The organism is Halomonas garicola, from assembly GCF_055382465.1.
This window is the reverse complement of sequence record NZ_AP043931.1, coordinates 2,669,883-2,685,471: the sequence shown is the minus strand read 5'-3', so window position 1 is coordinate 2,685,471 and position 15,589 is coordinate 2,669,883. Positions and strand designations below refer to the sequence as shown.

Annotated in this window: 13 protein-coding genes; 6 read left to right on the top strand and 7 right to left on the bottom strand. The window is 64.2% G+C overall.

Annotated elements, in window-relative coordinates:
* Window positions 1-176: 176 nt before the first annotated feature.
* From ACZ46Y_RS12890 to ACZ46Y_RS12870, 5 genes are all read left to right on the top strand, one after another.
* Window positions 177-1,115: an ABC transporter ATP-binding protein gene (locus ACZ46Y_RS12890; RefSeq protein WP_311955611.1), complete on the top strand. Its 939-nt coding sequence runs from the start codon at window positions 177-179 to the stop codon at window positions 1,113-1,115.
* On the top strand, window positions 1,112-1,873 hold the full coding sequence (locus tag ACZ46Y_RS12885) for an ABC transporter permease (protein WP_311955609.1): 762 nt from the start codon (window positions 1,112-1,114) through the stop codon (window positions 1,871-1,873). The genes ACZ46Y_RS12890 and ACZ46Y_RS12885 overlap by 4 nt, the downstream gene beginning before the upstream one ends.
* 52 nt (window positions 1,874-1,925) lie before the next feature.
* The gene (locus tag ACZ46Y_RS12880) at window positions 1,926-2,930 is read left to right on the top strand and encodes a nucleoid-associated protein (RefSeq protein ID WP_311955606.1); all 1,005 of its coding nucleotides are present in this window, start codon (window positions 1,926-1,928) and stop codon (window positions 2,928-2,930) included.
* An 87-nt stretch (window positions 2,931-3,017) separates the two neighbouring features.
* The gene (locus ACZ46Y_RS12875) at window positions 3,018-3,467 is read left to right on the top strand and encodes a tellurite resistance TerB family protein (RefSeq protein ID WP_311955604.1); all 450 of its coding nucleotides are present in this window, start codon (window positions 3,018-3,020) and stop codon (window positions 3,465-3,467) included.
* Window positions 3,468-4,109: an exopolysaccharide biosynthesis protein gene (locus tag ACZ46Y_RS12870; RefSeq protein WP_311955601.1), complete on the top strand. Its 642-nt coding sequence runs from the start codon at window positions 3,468-3,470 to the stop codon at window positions 4,107-4,109.
* A 40-nt stretch (window positions 4,110-4,149) separates the two neighbouring features.
* Here ACZ46Y_RS12870 and ACZ46Y_RS12865 read toward each other — a convergent pair whose 3' ends face one another.
* Window positions 4,150-4,860: an SIMPL domain-containing protein gene (locus ACZ46Y_RS12865; protein WP_311955598.1), complete on the bottom strand. Its 711-nt coding sequence runs from the start codon at window positions 4,858-4,860 to the stop codon at window positions 4,150-4,152.
* A 153-nt stretch (window positions 4,861-5,013) separates the two neighbouring features.
* Here ACZ46Y_RS12865 and ACZ46Y_RS12860 point away from each other — a divergent pair, with 153 nt between their 5' ends.
* Window positions 5,014-5,562 carry a ferritin-like domain-containing protein gene (locus ACZ46Y_RS12860; protein WP_311955596.1) on the top strand — a complete coding sequence of 183 codons (549 nt, stop codon included), beginning with the start codon at window positions 5,014-5,016 and terminating at the stop codon, window positions 5,560-5,562.
* 160 nt (window positions 5,563-5,722) lie between these two features.
* Here the strand turns inward: ACZ46Y_RS12860 and ACZ46Y_RS12855 are convergent, their stop codons facing one another.
* From ACZ46Y_RS12855 to ACZ46Y_RS12830, 6 genes are all read right to left on the bottom strand, one after another.
* Complete coding sequence (locus tag ACZ46Y_RS12855) at window positions 5,723-6,694, bottom strand: ABC transporter substrate-binding protein (protein WP_311955594.1); 972 nt, start codon at window positions 6,692-6,694, stop codon at window positions 5,723-5,725.
* A 95-nt stretch (window positions 6,695-6,789) separates the two neighbouring features.
* Entirely contained in the window at window positions 6,790-8,157 is a 1,368-nt protein-coding gene (locus ACZ46Y_RS12850; protein ID WP_311955592.1) for a GntP family permease, read from the bottom strand.
* Window positions 8,158-8,299: 142 nt separating this feature from the next.
* Window positions 8,300-10,336 (bottom strand): TonB-dependent receptor domain-containing protein, encoded by a 2,037-nt coding sequence (locus tag ACZ46Y_RS12845; protein ID WP_311955590.1) that lies wholly within the window; start codon window positions 10,334-10,336, stop codon window positions 8,300-8,302.
* Between the two features lie 234 nt (window positions 10,337-10,570).
* Window positions 10,571-13,057 (bottom strand): trimethylamine-N-oxide reductase TorA, encoded by a 2,487-nt coding sequence (torA, locus tag ACZ46Y_RS12840; RefSeq protein ID WP_311955586.1) that lies wholly within the window; start codon window positions 13,055-13,057, stop codon window positions 10,571-10,573.
* A complete protein-coding gene (locus tag ACZ46Y_RS12835) occupies window positions 13,054-13,713 on the bottom strand; it encodes a TorD/DmsD family molecular chaperone (protein WP_311955583.1) in 660 nt (219 codons plus the stop codon). Before ACZ46Y_RS12835 ends, torA begins: the two co-directional genes overlap by 4 nt.
* Window positions 13,710-15,383, bottom strand: a complete 1,674-nt coding sequence (locus ACZ46Y_RS12830; RefSeq protein ID WP_311955581.1) for a c-type cytochrome — start codon at window positions 15,381-15,383, stop codon at window positions 13,710-13,712. The genes ACZ46Y_RS12835 and ACZ46Y_RS12830 overlap by 4 nt, the downstream gene beginning before the upstream one ends.
* Window positions 15,384-15,589: the final 206 nt, after the last annotated feature.

The following is a 15,589-nucleotide window of genomic DNA, read 5'->3' as shown; positions in this document are numbered from 1 at the left end:
ATCCGCCGAAAATAACATGAATATAAAGTATGCCTCAAGTTGAAAATAAGCGCCGAGTTTGCCCATGCTGGCCGTCGCCAACGCCGCGGTAGAGCCGGGCGATACGTGCGGCTGGCGAGCGCTACCCCTAAGCGTGCTAAGGTAGAACGCCTTTACGTCTTGCTCGGGAGGCTGTGGTGAACGATTCCATCATTCGTATCAACGGCGTGGGCAAGACCTACGAGGGCGGCTTTGAGGCGTTGAAGCGCGTGGATCTTGAGATCCAGCGCGGCGAGATTTTTGCCCTGCTCGGCCCCAACGGCGCGGGCAAGACCACGCTGATCAGCATTATCTGCGGGCTGGTATCGCCCAGCAGCGGGGATATCCGCGTAGCCGGGCACGACATCATCACCCAGTACCGCGCCGCGCGAAAGCTCATCGGCCTGGTGCCCCAGGAGCTGACCAGCGAAGCGTTCGAAACGGTGTGGAACACGGTGAGCTTCAGCCGCGGCCTGTTCGGCAGACCGCCAAGCCCCGCGCACATTGAAAAGGTGCTGCGCGCGTTAAGCCTCTGGGACAAGCGCAACAATCGCCTGATGACGCTCTCCGGCGGCATGAAGCGCCGAGTGCTCATCGCCAAGGCGCTGTCCCACGAGCCCCGGGTGCTGTTTCTTGACGAGCCCACCGCCGGGGTCGACGTTGCCCTGCGCCGGGAAATGTGGGGCGTGGTGCGCCGGCTGCGCGAAGACGGCGTGACCATCATTCTCACCACCCACTACATCGAGGAGGCCGAGGAAATGGCCGACCGCATCGGCGTGATCAATCACGGCGAAGTGGTGCTGGTAGAAGAAAAGGCCGCGCTGATTCAGAAGCTCGGGCGCAAGCAGCTCACCCTGCAGCTGCACACGCCGCTTTCCCGGGTGCCCGAGGTGCTCGCGCCCTTTGATCTGACGCTTGCCGACGACGGCGCGACGCTCAAGTACACCTACGACGCCGCGGCGCGGGAAGAAGGCGAGCACGGCATCGCCGCACTGCTGAGCGCGCTAAAAACCGCCGGTATTCGCGTCAAGGATTTGAACACCCGGCAAAGCTCTCTGGAAGATATCTTCGTTGACCTGATTCAGGAGCGTGCATGAACCTCTACCCCGTCCGGGCCATCTACATGGCCGAAATTGCCCGGGTGCGCCGCACCCTGCTGCAGAGCATCGTCTCGCCGATTATTTCTACCTCGCTGTATTTTGTGGTGTTCGGCGCGGCCATCGGTTCGCGCATCGACCAGGTCGGCGGCGTGAGCTACGGCGCCTTTATCGTCCCCGGGCTGATCATGCTGATGCTTTTGACCCAGAGCGTGTCCAACGCCTCTTTCGGCATCTTTTTTCCCCGCTTTTCCGGCAGCATCTACGAGCTGCTTTCGGCGCCGATATCGTATCTGGAGATCGTCATCGGCTACGTCGGCGCGGCGGCGACCCGGTCGATCGTGCTGGGGCTGATTATCCTTGCCACGGCCAACTTCTTTGTGCCGCTGCACATTGCCCATCCGCTCTGGATGGTGCTGTTTCTGGTGCTCACCGCGGTGACCTTTAGCATGCTCGGGTTTATCATCGGCATCTGGGCCGACGGCTTTGAAAAGCTCCAGCTGGTGCCGCTGCTGGTGATTACGCCGCTGACGTTTCTCGGCGGCAGCTTTTATTCCATCGATATGCTGCCGCCGTTCTGGCAGGGCGTGACCCTGTTCAACCCCGTTGTCTATCTGGTCAGCGGCTTTCGCTGGAGCTTCTACGGCGTCAGCGACGTCAGCATCGGCGCCAGCGTGGCGGTCATCGCGCTGTTTCTGGCCCTGTGCCTGGCGACCGTGGCGTGGATATTCCGCACCGGCTACCGCCTCAAGCCCTGAGCCGGCGTTTCGGCCCAGGCCTTTATCCCGTACTGAATAAAAGACAGCCGCCATGCCGCTATTGCACAGCATCGTTCATCGCCTTGACCCGACTCTTGACGGCGAAACGCTAACCCTGACGCCCGCCGACGCCGCCCACCCGCTGGATGACCCGCACCTCGAGGCGCTGGCGGCGGCGCTGCATGAAACCTTCAACGCCAAGCCCAAGGGCTGGGGCCGCTTTGCCGAAGAGGGCGCCGAGGCCGCGCCGGTATCGGCCTGGCTGCAGGCCTGGCTTGACGGCAGCGATAATTTTGCCGGCGTGACGCAAAAGCTGGCCGAACGCCTGGCCAACCGCCTCGCCGGGCAGCTGGGCGTTGGCGGCTATCTAGTGCTCGTTGACCAGCAGCAGGGCGATACCCGCACGCTGCTCGTGGCGCTGGTTCACCAGCGCGAGGGTATCGGCATTGACGCCTCGCACCACGCCGTGCCCGCGGCCCAGCTCAACGTGCGCCAGCTGACCTTTGCCGCGCGGCTGAACATCACCCAGTGGCAGGGCGGCGACGGGCAGACCCAGTACGCGTCTTTTCTTAAGGAGCGCGGCGGCAGCAAGCTTGCCCTGGCGCTGGCCGAGTGCCTGGGCATTGTTGAGGGCGCCGACGCCCCGGCGGATACCCGCACTCTGCTCAAAGCGTTCAGCGACTACGTCGAGAAAGAGGACCTGGACGATACTGCCAGCCGGGAGAAAACCGACGCCCTGGTGGGCTACGCCAACGAGCAATTGAGCCGGGGCGAGCCGATGACCCTGGAAGACGTCTCGGAGCTGGTGGACGAGCAGCAGCCCAAGGCGTTTTACGACCATATCCGCAACGCCGACTACGGCCTGGCGGCGGAAATCCCCCCGGATAAGCGCACGCTCAATCAGTTTCGCCGCTTTACCGGCCGCGCCGGCGGGGTGTCGATCAGCTTCGATTCGCACCTGCTCGGCGGCAGCGTGGAATACGACGAGGCCGGCGACCGCCTGATCATCAAACAGGTCCCCGCCAAACTGAAAGAGCAGCTGAAAGGCCAGGGCTGAGCCCGGCGGTGCAACTCTGGCCTGTTGGCACGGTCAGAAAGGCCCACCGCCGCCCTTTAAAGATGACAGAACAAACAGGAGTCCCGCATGCTGGACGCCGTAACCCAGTTTTTTCAGCGCGCCCTGGCCGAGCCCGAGCAGAGCCGGGACCCGGCGCTGACCCTGGAGCTCGCCTGCGCCGCGCTGCTGTGTGAAGTCATGCGCGCCGACTTTGACTCAAGCGCCGACGAACGCGCCGCCCTGCGTACCATGCTGGTCTCAAGGCTTTCCGTGAGCGCCGACGAAGTCGACGAGCTGATGGCGCTGGCCGAGCAAAAGGTCGACGACTCCGTGGATCACTACCAGTTCGTGCGCCTGATCAGCGAGCACTACGGTGAGGTCCAGCGCTATGAGCTTGTCAAGCTGATGTGGCAGATGGCCTGGGCCGACGGCGAGGTCGACCCTCTGGAAGAGCACCGTATCCGCCGGCTGGCGGGGCTTTTGTACGTCAGCCACAGCGATTTTATCCGCGCCAAGCTGGCCGTAGAGGAGCGCTGAATGTCCGAGTCCGATACCTCCCAGACAGCGGCGGCAGAAGTGAGCGAGGAGGAAGAAGCGCCGTTAACCGCCAACCTCACTGAGCTTTTGGCGCTGCTGGAACGCATCGAGCGGCACAACCCCAACATCAGCGTGGACGACGTGCTGGCGGCCATCGGGCGGCGCTCCTTCGGCCCCATGCTGCTGATCGCCGGGCTGATCACTCTTGCGCCGCTGATCGGTGACATCCCCGGCATGCCGACCCTCATGGCACTGCTGGTGCTGCTCACCGCCGGCCAGCTGCTGGCCGGGCGCAAACGTTTCTGGCTGCCCGGCTGGCTGGTCAGGCGCAGCATCTCTCGGGAGAAGTTCGACAAGGTCCTGCCGTACATGAAAAAGCCCGCCCGCTGGGTGGATAAGCTCTTGCGCGTGCGCCTGCCGTGGCTCACCGGCTACTGGGGCAGCCGGCTTACCGCGCTTGCCGGCATCGCCATTGCCCTTGCCATGCCGCCGATGGAGTTCATCCCCTTTACCGCCAACGGCGCGGGGCTTGCGCTTGCGCTGTTAGGCCTGGGGCTTGTCGCCCGGGACGGACTGGTGCTGCTGATCGGCTTTACCCTGACCGTCGCTACCTTCGCCATTGTCGGGGTGAACCTGTTTTAAACCGTTCCTTTTAACATGCCCGGCGTTTCGGCGCGGCCGCTTATTCCAGGTAATAGTCCACCGTGGTGACCACGCGGACGGTCTTTTCGGCCTGCTGGGTCTGGCTGACGCCGGCGGCGTGGTCCCGGGCGCGGATCTGGAAGACGCCCTGATTGGCACGGCGAAGCTTGCCTACCTCGGCGCTGGCGTCTTCGGCAAACTGCTCGGCGGACTGCCGGGCAGCGGCGGTGGCGTTGGCGATCATTTCCGGCTTGATGTCGTTGAGCTGGCTGAACAGGTAGCTAGGGCCGCTATCGCCGTAGTCGGACGACAGCACCACGCCGGCATCCACCAGCTCGCCGATGGCCTGGGCGGCCTGGCGCACGCGGTCGATATTCTGGCTGCGCACGGTGAGGGTCTGGTTGATGATGAAGCTCGGCCCGCCGTCGCTGCTCTGGTAGGGATCGGCGCTGGTATCGTTGACGCTGAGCTTTTGCAGTTCCACGGCGTCGGTGTCGATCTGCTGGCGGTCGAGAAAGGCCATGACAGCGCGCTGGCTCTCCCGAGCGTTGGCCTGGGCCTTTTCCAGGGTGTCGCCGGTCGCCACAAAGCGCAGCGGCCAGAGGGCAGTGTCGGCGGTGACGTCGCGCTCGGCCAGGCCTTTTACCGTCACGTAGCGGTCGCCGGTGCCCAGATCGGTCAGGCCGCTGCCGATGAAGGTGGCGGCGATGATGCCGGCGGCGCCGAGAATCAGCGCGGGGACGATACGCATAGCGGCCTCTCTGTGTGATGCTGGATGAATACTGGGTTAACAAGTGACGCGCGGGCGCGGGGTTGTGGTGTATCACGGTAAGGTGAAATACTGCAAACACCGTGTAGCCCCGGAACCCGCCGAGGTACGCACATCCACAGAAGGAGAGACGTTATGGTTGATCAGCCGTTTCTGACCGACATCAAGACCATTCGCGAGCGCGCCCGCCGGCACATCGAGCAGGGTGCGGTAACGGAGGGCTACACCGCCGACCGTGAAAACGTCATCCGCCTGCTGAACGAGGCGCTGGCCACCGAGATTGTCTGCACCTTGCGCTACAAGCGCCACTATTACATGGCAGAAGGACTCAGCGCCAGCGTGGCCCAGGCGGAGTTCCTGGAGCACGCCCAGCAGGAGCAGCAGCACGCCGACTGGCTGGCCGAGCGCATCGTGCAGCTGGGCGGGGCGCCCAACTTTTCGCCGGAAGGGCTGGTGACTCGCTCCCATGCGGAGTATACCGAGGGCGATTCCCTGCGCGAAATGATCAAGGAAGACCTGATTGCCGAGCGCATCGCCGTGGACAGCTACCGCGAGATTGCCACCTACCTGGGTGACAAGGATCCGACCTCCCGCCGGCTGATGGAAGATATCCTCGCCCAGGAAGAAGAGCACGCCGACGACATGGCCGGCCTGCTCGACGGGCTGGATGCCATGGGCCGGTAAGTCGCTTGCCGGCGCGCGTAGAGCCGGCATGTGACGAAGACGGCATCAGAAACAAAGCGGCCGCCCCGAGATACAACTCGGGGTAGCCGCTTTGTTTTATGCCTCTATCCTGAATTCACGCTCCCCGCCGGGGAGCACTCTTTCCAGGCGATGTGGCTGATCAGGCGTCGGGGATCTCCAGCGCGTCCTGTACGGCGGGCCAGGCTTCCTGTTCGCCGCTGCGGGTGGTGACGCCTTCCGTGAAGGCCTTGACCTTTTCGGGGTGTTCCTTCAGCCACTCCCGGGCGACGTCGTCGGCGGGCTTTTCGTCAAAGCTGAAGCCGTAGATCATCGCGCTCTGGTCGTCGGCGCTGAAGCTCAGCTGGTCGAGCAGCCGGGTGGCGTTGGGCTGATCCTCGGCAAAGGCCTGGCGTACCAGGGTGCGCACGTTGCTGCGGCCGCCTTCGTCGCCCCAGAAGTCTTCGGGATCGTCGAGGTAGCGCACGTCGTACTCGATGTTCATCCAGTGCGGTGTCCAGGCGGTGAAGACCACCCACTCTTCGCGCTGTAGTGCGGATTTTACCGTGCTCAGCATGCCCGGGGTGGAGGTTTCGGATACGTTCCACTGGGTCAGGTCGTAGGTGTCCTTGTCCATGTTATCGTCAAGAATCTCGCTGATGCCCGAGCCCACTTCGATGGCATAAATCGTATCGCCAAACTTCTCGCGCAGCTCGGGATCCTTGAGGTCCTCACCCGAAGTCACGCCGGCATCATAGACGTAGGTGGGTACGGCAAAGCCCAGCCGCGCGCCGTCGACGTTGTTGCCCAGGTCGTTGATTACGCCTTCTTCCATGGCGGTGTCGTAGGAGGTGCTCTGGCCGGGCAGCCAGGCGGCAAGGTAGACGTCCACGTCGCCCTGATTCAGCGCCTCGTAGGCGATGGTGGAGCCCAGCTCTTGCTGCTTCGGCTCGTAGCCCAGCGCTTCCAGCAGCTGGCCGGCAAGCTCGCTCTTGACGGTGACCCCGGGCCAGGACGGCACGGCAAAGCGTACGTCGGCGGGCTCTTCGGCCACAGCGGTAGCGCTGGCGGCAAGCGCACCGACGAGTACGGCAGCGCCCAGGGCAGGGGGAACAAAGCGTTGATGGGAGTACATGGCGGCTCCTTGAAAATCCACGAATAGACATTCTACAAATAAAAGGTCAGAGCCAAACCTTACCCGCCGGCGCGCTCAAAGAGCAAAAAAGGCGGCTACAGCAGCACAAGCGACAGCAGATAGACCAGCAGGATGGCGGTGACGCCCTGCACCAGGGTGGCAAGGGTCTGGGCGCGGTAGGCCAGACCCACGCTCATGCGGCTGAAGCGCGAGACCACCCAGAAAAAGCTGTCGTTGGCGTGGGAGACGGTCATCGCCCCGGCGCCGATGGCCATCACCGTCAGCGTGCGTCCCATGTCGCTGCCCAGGCCCAGGGAGTCAAGCATCGGTGCGACCAGCGCCGAGGTGGTGACCAGCGCCACGGTGGACGACCCCTGGGCGGACTTCAGCCCGGCGGAGACGATGAACGGCATGAAGATGCCGATGCCCAGGGTGGAAAGCGTGTTGCCCAGATAGTCGCCCAGCGGCGAGGCGCTGAGCACCGCGCCAAACGCGCCGCCGGCCCCGGTGATCAGCAGGATGGGCGCGGCGGAGACGATGCCTTCGCTGATGCGCTCGCTGAACTCGCTGATCTTGCTGTCGCTTTTCAACAGCGTCGTGGACAGCAGCAGGCCGATGAGCAGGGCGGTAAGCGGCTGGCCCAGCAGGCTGAGTACGGCCATGGCGGTGCCTTCGCCGAAGGGCGCGGCGGGTAGCCGGGCCACGGTGCCGATGCAGATCAGCGCGATGGGCACGATGATCGGCGCGAACGCCGCCAGCGGCCGGGGCAGGCGGCCGTAGCTGGCCTTGAGCGCCTCCCAGTCCTGATGCTGGTGGCGGGCTTCCGCTTCCGTCAGGGTGTCGTCCACGTCGGGCTGGGTATTGACGAAGCGCCGCGCCCAGAGCATGCCGGCAAGCGCCGCCACGGCAGCCACGGGAATGCCGGCGGCAATGACCAGCCCCAGGTTGGACTCGAGCCCCAGGTTGCCCGCCGCGGCGATGGGCCCCGGCGTGGGCGGAATGAAGGTGTGGGTGGCGTAAAGCCCGGTGGCCAGCGCCACGCTCATGGCGATGGGCGAGGTGTCGAGCTTTTTGGCCAGCGACTCTTTCAGCGAGTTAAGGATGATAAAGCCCGAATCGCAAAACACCGGTATGGAGACGATGTAGCCGATCACCGACATGGTAAGCGTAGGGAAGCGGTCGCCGAGTCTGGCGATCATGACGTCGGCCATGGTGATGGCAGCGCCGCTCTTTTCCAGGATCACCCCGATGATGGTGCCCAGGACGATGACCAGGCCGATGTAGCCCAGAATGCCGCCAAAGCCGGAGGTGATGGTCTCGACCACCGAGTCGATCGGCAGCCCGTAGGCAAACGCGGCGATGAACGCCGCCCCCAGCAGGGCAAGAAACGGATGCAGCTTAAGCTTGCTGGTGGCGAGCACGATAAACCCCACCACCAGCAGTAATATTACGATCAAACCCATGGTTGTCCCCTGCGCGTTGCGTTTTCATGTCGGGCGGCCGCCGTTGCAGCGCCGCAAGGTGCTTTAATACGCACCCGCCGGGGAAATGTAAAGAGGGCAAAACCGCGCCTTGTGCCCGCACCTCGGCGCGGGCACCGGGCGGTTAAAATTCCACGGTAACGCCGAGGTTGTAGCGGCGTCCGTCGAGGACCTTTTCGAAGTCGGCGTAGTTCACGTCCTTGTCCAAGGCGTTGTACACGCCGCCAAACAGCTTGGCGCTGGGCGTGAGCTGATAGGCGGTGCCCACGTCGACAAAGGTGTAGGAGGGGATTTCCCGACCGCTGCTGCCGTGGAACTGCGGCGCGCCGCTGGAGCGGCCGCGGAAGTTGACCCGGGTCCAGGCCGAGAGCGGGCCTTGCGGCTCCCAGTCAAGGGTGGCGTTGGCCATGTGCTCGGGCAGGTTGTTGAGCGAATCTCCCTTGTCGTCGCCGCTTTTCTGCTCGGAGTCGGTATAGGTGTAGCTGGCGGTGAGCGAGTAGGCCTCGGCCAGCGGCAGGGTCAGCGTGGCTTCGACGCCCTGGGTCACGGCCTTGTCGATATTCTTGCGGGTGTCGATATAGGCGTACTCGTGGTCATCGCCTGCTACTACGCACTCTGGCGCCACGTCGTCGCCGCGGTAGGCGCCGCTGTAGCACACCGGGTCTTCGGCGATCTTGTCCTTGAACTCGTTATGGAAGACGGTGAGCCCCACCTGAGTGCCGCTGTCGTTGCCCCAGAGCACCCCGAGCTCTTTGTTCAGGCTTTTTTCCGGCTCTAGGTCCGGGTTGCCGATGAGCAGCGCGTTGCCGCCGGGTCCGCCCGTGGCCTGGCCCCAGCCCGGCGCGGTATAGCGCAGGTCCGGCGCGCGGTAGCCGCTGGTGATACCGCCTTTTACCGTCCACTGCGGCGTCGTGTTCCACACGCCGTAAAGGCGCGGTGACCAGTGGGTGCCGTAGTTTTCGTCCTTGTTCAGGCGCGCTCCGCCGGTGAGAGAGAAGTCCTCGGTCAGCATCCACTCGTCTTCGACGAACAGCGCCCACTGCCAGCGGTCGATCTTGCCTTTATCGTCCGCCAGGGTGTTGCCCTGGCTGGTGAGCTTTTGCGTCTCGTACTGGCCGCCAAGCGTCAGCATGTGCATGCCCAGGGGCAGCACCGTCTGGGTATTGAACACGGTATCTTCGTAGTTGATGCCGCCCCGGGCGTTGGGGTTGCGGACTTTCTCGTGCTGGACGTAGCTGTCCGAGGTGCCGATGTCCCAGCTCCCTTTGTGGCTGAGCGTATAGTGGCGGCGGTCGTATTCATCCTTGGAGCGGGTGTTGGGGCCGCGCCGACCCTCTTCGGCGATGGATTCGCCGGGATTGGTGGTGCGCTCCTGCTCGCTATAGCCGGCTTCCAGGGAAAGGTCGTGATCCTCGGAGGCGTTCCAGCTAAGCTCGGCCGTGGCGTTGGCCAGGCGCTGGTCGTTGTAGCCGTTGACGATCTGGTCTTCGTCGCGCTGGGAGTACTGCCCGTAGACCTTGAGCCCGAGCACGTCTTCCTTGAGCGGCCCGCCCACGTAAAAGCGGCTCTGCTGCCGATTGCCGGAGTCGGCGTCTTCCTGAATCGTGGTGTCGACGGTGACGCTGCCGCCCCATTCCCGCTCGACGCTGCGGGTGATGATGTTGACCACGCCGCCCAGCGCATCGGAGCCGTATAGCGACGACATCGGCCCGCGGATGACCTCGACCCGCTCGATAGCCGAAAGCGGCGGCAGCCAGCCCTGCTCGATGCCCGGGCCGTCGCTGCCGGGGCGCGTCTCACGCGAGCCCTGGCGCTTGCCGTCGACCAGCATCAGCGTGTACTTGGCGCCCATGCCGCGAAGGCTGATGTCCTTTGAGGAGCCGCCGCCGGTGACGACCACGCCGGGCACGTCTTTCAGCGCGTCGGTGACGTCGCGGTAGGCCTTGTCGTCAAGCGTCTGACGGTCAATCACGCTGATCGAGGCCGGCGCATTTTTGGTCTGCTGCTGGTAGCCCGTGGCCGTGACCACGACGTCATCGAGCTCGGCGGTGTCCTGGGCCTGGACAGCGGCGCTGGCAAGCCCGGCCATGGCCAGCGCCAACCCACGCTTGGGAAACCTGGGGTGGGGTCGTGAGGCCTGCCGGGGCGGAAGAAATGACATGATGTTCCCTTACGGTGCGTTGTATGAATTAGCAGCGCGGCATAAGATAATGGGAATACTTTTTATTTGCAATAACTATCGCATCCATGCAGGGAACTTTTTAGCGTTAAAAATGCCGCCGTCCGACGGTGCGCGGTCGTTGCCAAACGCCAGGCATAAATACCAGACACAAAAAACCGGGCCGCGTTGGCGGCCCGGTTAAGGGGATGGCATCAAACGTTTCGCCTGTCAGCGTTAGCCGGCGTCGCGCGGTGACGGCTGGGAGAATACCGTTACCTCGGGCAGGTCATCGGTAAACTTCTCGACGTCGGCGACCCCGGTCTGTCCGCAGTTGGCCTGGGCCAGTTTGGAGGTGGCGATGCCCGGCGTCAGGACGTTGACGTCGCCGTAGCTGCACAGGCTGCCGATCTCGGTCGGGTCGACGGGGTCGAACCAGCCGCCTTCCTGGACGCGAATGACGCCGGGCATGATGTCTTCGGTTACGACCGCGCCGGCGAGCAGCTGCCCGCGATCGTTGAAGACCCTCACGACGTCGCCGTCCTTGATGTCGCGCTCCTCGGCATCCCGGGGATTGAGCCAGCAGGGCTCCCGCCCCTGCACCGCGTAGGTCTCGCGGAAGGAGGTGCCGCAGATCTGCGAGTGCAGGCGGCCGCGGGGGTGGTTGCTGGCAATGCTCAGCGGGTAGCGGGTCGTGGGGCCGTCCAGGCGTTCGATGGGCTCAAGCCAGGTTGGGTGCGGCGGGCAGTCGTCGTAGTCGTACTCGGCGATGGCCCGGGAGTAGATCTCGAACTTGCCGGTGGCCGTGCCCAGGGCGTTGAGAATCGGATCTTCGCGGAAGGCTTCGTGCCTGACGAAGTATTTCTGCTCGTCCTTCAGCGGAAAGCCCAGCGGCTCGTTGGATTCCCAGAAAACGTCAAAGACCGGCATTTCCATGCCCTTGGCGCGGGCTTCGATCTTGGCGCCTTCGTAGAACCCGCGAATCCAGTCCATCTCGGAGCGACCTTCGGTAAACTCGTAGCCTTTACCCATTTTGTCGGCAATGTCGGCGAAAATATCGAAGTCGCTGCGCGCCTCGAACTGGGGCTCGACGATCTTTTTCATCGCCACGACATGGCTCAGGGCGTAGTCGCCGAGCTGTTCGATATCGTTGCGCTCGTAGGAGGTGGTGGTGGGCAGGACGATGTCTGCGTGCCGGGCGGTGGCCGTCCACTGGAAGTCGTGGACGATAAAGGTGTCCAGCTCCCGCCAGGCGCGGAGCATCTCGTTGCGGTCCTGGTGGTGGGCAAAGGGGTTGCCGCCCGCCCAGTAGGCCAGCTTGACCAGCGGAAGCTTAATCTCGTTGCCGTTGAACTGCATGGTCTCGCCGGGATTGAGCAGGGTTTCCACAAAGCGCGCTACCGGAATCATGGTGTCGCTGCCGGACTCGTCAACGGAGCCGCCGTCGCCGCCGCCGGCGGCATCGCCGATGGCCTTGAGAATGGGGCTTTCGTGAGTCGGCGCGCCGCCGGACGAGTAGTGATAGCTGAGGCCGTAGCCGCCGCCGGGCAGGCCGATCTGGCCGAGCATGCAGGCCAGGGTGACCAGCATCCAGGTGGACTGCTCGCCGTGGTGCTGGCGCTGCATGGAATAGCCCAGCGCAAACATGGTGCGGTGGTTGGCAAAGCGCCGGGCCAGGTCGCGGATGGTGTCGGCCTCAAGGCCGCAGATCTCCGCCGCCCAGTCGGCATCCTTGGGTTGGCCGTCGGCCTCGCCGGTCAGGTAGGGGAGAAACTCGTCGAAGCCGCTGGTATAGCGGTCGAGGAAGTCCTGATCGTGGAGATCTTCGCTGTACAGGGTGTGGGCGATGCCCAGCATCAGCGGAACGTCCGTCTGCGGCTTGGGCGCGATCCACTCGCCGTCCAGGTAGTCGCAGGTATCGGTCATCAGCGGGTCGATGGAGAGGGTGTCGACGCCGGCTTCCTTGAGCGCCTCCATGCCCTCGAAGGCCCCGTGGTCAGCGATCTGCCAGGAGATCTGGGAGTTGTTGCGCGGGTCGCAGCCCCAGTACACCATGAGCTCGGTATGCTCTGCGAGCACCGGGTAGGTGGTGCACTGCTCATACACTTCGATGGATCCGCTCACGTAGGGCAGAATGACCTGGGCCGCCCCGGTGGAGTAGTCGCCGATGCTCGAGGTAAAGCCGCCGGTCAGGTTCAGCATGCGCCGCAGCAGCGTCTTGCAGTTGTGCAGCTTGCCGGGGCTTTTCCAGCCGTAGGAGCCGCCGTACACCGCCTGCTGGCCGTAGGTGTCGCGCACCCGGGTAATTTCCTTGGCGACCAGGTCAATCGCCTCTTCCCAGGAAACGCGGACGAAGTCGCCGTCGCCGCGGCTGTCCGGGTCGGCCCCCGGCCCCTGCTCCAGCCAGGCGCGACGCACCATGGGATAGCGGATGCGCGAGGCGGAATAGATCGAGTCGCGCACCCCGTCAAGCATCGGGGTGGGGTGCGGGTCCTTCGCCCAGGGCTTGAACTCGACGGCGCGGCCGTCTTCGACGATGCCCTTGAAGGCTCCCCAGTGGCTGCCGGACAACATTTCCTGCTGGCCGGTCTGGGCCAGGGCGCCGCGGCTCAGCAGCGACATCGAGAACGGCATGGAACCCAGCGCCACGGTGGCGGCAGAGCCCTGGAGAAAACGGCGCCGGGAGAAGGCGCTGACGGGAGCGTCGGAAAACTTGGTACTCATGCGAACTCTCCTTCAATTCGTTCGGTCGCTATCGCTTCTTCCCCCTCGAGCGCAGCGGCGGACTCGCGGATCAGGGCAAGCAGTAAATCGCCCGCGGCGCCGTAAAAGCCGCCGGCGTCCTGGCGGGTGAGCGCCGCGCAGAAGGCCGGCACCCAGCCCTGGAGCCGGCGGATCAACTCTTGAGCGATGCGTTTCTGGCCGTCGCGCAGCGCCATGGCAAGGGCGGCAAGCTCGATGGCCAGGTGGTCGGCCGGTTCACAGCACTCGCCGCTTACGTGCAGGTCGAGGGCGCGCAGCGTGGCTTCCATCTCGGTAACCGGCGTGCCGCCGAGCACCGTGCCGTCGGCGCCGGGCTGCCAGGCGCTTTCGTAGGGCAGCACGGCGCTGGGCGGGAAGATTCCCTCGAACAGCGCCGTATAGCGGCGCTGCAGCGTGACGGCAAGCGGTGTGGGCGCTTCCCGGGTCAGGGCCTGGTCGATGGCTTGGGCCGCTTCCCGGGCGCTCAGCTGCTCCCCCATTTGCGCCAGCGCGTCGCGCCCGGCCGGGGCGACGTACGTTTCCACCAGCCCCGCGTCGGGCGGCGCGGCGAACACGCCGCCAAGCCAGTCGGCCGCGGTCATCAGCGCGCTGACGTCGGTTGCGGTGTCGCGGCTCATTGCGGCACTCCTTCACTGGCGTGCTCCGGCACCGCCTCGCCGGCTTTTTCGGGGGTCAGATCGCTTGAGTGGTTCTGCAGGTACGCAAGGATCAGGCGATACTCGTCGTCGCTGAAGGTGGTAAAGCGCTTCATGGACTTGAGCGTACCGATCCACTGGTTGGCGGTGTAATGCCCCTTATCCGGCAGCGTATGGCAGGACGAGCAGCTGGTCTGGTAGGCATCCTTGCTGTAGCTCCATAGCTCATCCAGGTCGAGATTGACCTCGTCGGCGGCGGACCAGGCTTCCAGAGAGACCGGGCGCCAGACCTGATCGGTGTTGGGGTCGGTTTCGCTTTCGCCGCGCTGGGTGGCTTCAATCGCCCGGTCGCCAAGGGCGGCCATGATCACCCGCTGACCCTTTTCCTGATAAATGACCGTGGGCGAGTTCTCCGGCTGCCAACCCTTGATCTCGAACTTGAGCCTGTCGTTTTCCCGGTCCAGCACTTCAAGGGAGGCGCCGCCCAGCAGCTTGCCGTCTTCGCCCTCGCCGTCCTGCTCCGCCGAGGAGAGGAACAGCGACTTGGTGCCGGCCACGTGGACGCGATCGCCCACGTCGACCTTCTGCGGCTCGCTGGTCGGCAGCGGCGGCCGGCTGTCCACCATGGTGTCGAGCATCACCACTTCTTCGGTGCGGTTGGGTTCGGGCATGCCCGGGGCCGGGTTATCAATGGCCGGCAGGTGGTTCAGATAAACGGCCATGGCCTGCAGATCTTCCCAGGGCAGCTGCGACGTATTGTCGATGACTTCCGCCATGTCGCCGCCGGCGGTACGGCCGATGGGGCTGATGCCGGTATGCAGGTAGTTGGCGATGGACGCGGCCGACCAGAAGCCGATGCCGGTCTCGTCCGGGGTGATGTTGGGGTAGTGGCCGGTACCTTCGGGGTTTTCACCGCCGGCGTAGCGCTTGTCGCCGGGGACGTTACCCATGAAGGTACGCGGCGAGTGGCACTCTACGCAGTGGCCGGCGCCTTCCACCAGGTAGCGGCCCTTTTCGAACTGTTCGCGATCGACGTCTTCGGGCAGGTTGTCAGCGCTGACGCCCACTTCCTCGGTGCTCTTGTCGTTGAGAAAGGCAAGCCGCCAGACACCGATGCCCCGGCGCAGGTTGTAGGGGAACTTGAGCTCGTGATCGGGCACTGCCTTGTCGCTTGCGGGCAGCTCCATCATGTAGGCGTAGAGGTCGCGCACGTCTTCCGGCTCCATGCGGACATAGGAGGTATAGGGAAACGCCGGATACAGGTTCTTGCCGTCGGGCCAGAGGCTGCTGGGACCGACGCCCTCGCGCAGCGCGCGGTCAAACTCGGCCAGGGTCCAGCCGCCGATGCCGTGCTCCGGGTCGGGCGAAATGTTGGGCATGTGAAACTTGCCGAAGGCGGTATCCAGCACCATGCCGCCGCCCAGCTGTTCGTCGCTCTCCTGGTCGGTCGTCGCGTGGCAGGTGGCGCAGTCGGAGGCGACAAAAATGCGCCGGCCGTTGTCGAGGTCCGCCTCGCCCTCGGCGCTTTCAATATCGGGGATGTCGTGTGTCGCTGACCACATCCAGGGGGAGGTCAGGACGAGGAATCCGGCGATGCCGATGATGACGAGTACCACCATCGCAACGGAAATTTTCTTGCCTTTGCTTGGCATGGCTTGCTCCCATGGTTGCCGCAATGGTGATGCGCATGACTCACGCAATATCCCGCTTGGGGATCGGTTATGCTCAAGCGCCCGACCAGTGGGTCATCAAGTTTCCTTGCACTGTCTATTCATTATTATATTCTTTTACGCTAAAGGTGGGCGACACTAGTGACAACAGCGGTGGTGTTTCAATGGGACTTTGGTTGATGTGAGTC

What these genes read in the sequence shown, in the direction of transcription:
- ACZ46Y_RS12870 (WP_311955601.1), top strand. Translation starts at nt 3,468, where the DNA reads ATGTCCGAGTCCGATACCTCCCAGACAGCGGCGGCAGAAGTGAGCGAG.
- ACZ46Y_RS12845 (WP_311955590.1), bottom strand. Translation starts at nt 10,336, where the DNA reads ATGTCATTTCTTCCGCCCCGGCAGGCCTCACGACCCCACCCCAGGTTT.
- ACZ46Y_RS12855 (WP_311955594.1), bottom strand. Translation starts at nt 6,694, where the DNA reads ATGTACTCCCATCAACGCTTTGTTCCCCCTGCCCTGGGCGCTGCCGTA.
- ACZ46Y_RS12865 (WP_311955598.1), bottom strand. Translation starts at nt 4,860, where the DNA reads ATGCGTATCGTCCCCGCGCTGATTCTCGGCGCCGCCGGCATCATCGCC.
- ACZ46Y_RS12850 (WP_311955592.1), bottom strand. Translation starts at nt 8,157, where the DNA reads ATGGGTTTGATCGTAATATTACTGCTGGTGGTGGGGTTTATCGTGCTC.
- torA (WP_311955586.1), bottom strand. Translation starts at nt 13,057, where the DNA reads ATGAGTACCAAGTTTTCCGACGCTCCCGTCAGCGCCTTCTCCCGGCGC.
- ACZ46Y_RS12885 (WP_311955609.1), top strand. Translation starts at nt 1,112, where the DNA reads ATGAACCTCTACCCCGTCCGGGCCATCTACATGGCCGAAATTGCCCGG.
- ACZ46Y_RS12860 (WP_311955596.1), top strand. Translation starts at nt 5,014, where the DNA reads ATGGTTGATCAGCCGTTTCTGACCGACATCAAGACCATTCGCGAGCGC.
- ACZ46Y_RS12875 (WP_311955604.1), top strand. Translation starts at nt 3,018, where the DNA reads ATGCTGGACGCCGTAACCCAGTTTTTTCAGCGCGCCCTGGCCGAGCCC.
- ACZ46Y_RS12880 (WP_311955606.1), top strand. Translation starts at nt 1,926, where the DNA reads ATGCCGCTATTGCACAGCATCGTTCATCGCCTTGACCCGACTCTTGAC.
- ACZ46Y_RS12835 (WP_311955583.1), bottom strand. Translation starts at nt 13,713, where the DNA reads ATGAGCCGCGACACCGCAACCGACGTCAGCGCGCTGATGACCGCGGCC.
- ACZ46Y_RS12830 (WP_311955581.1), bottom strand. Translation starts at nt 15,383, where the DNA reads ATGCCAAGCAAAGGCAAGAAAATTTCCGTTGCGATGGTGGTACTCGTC.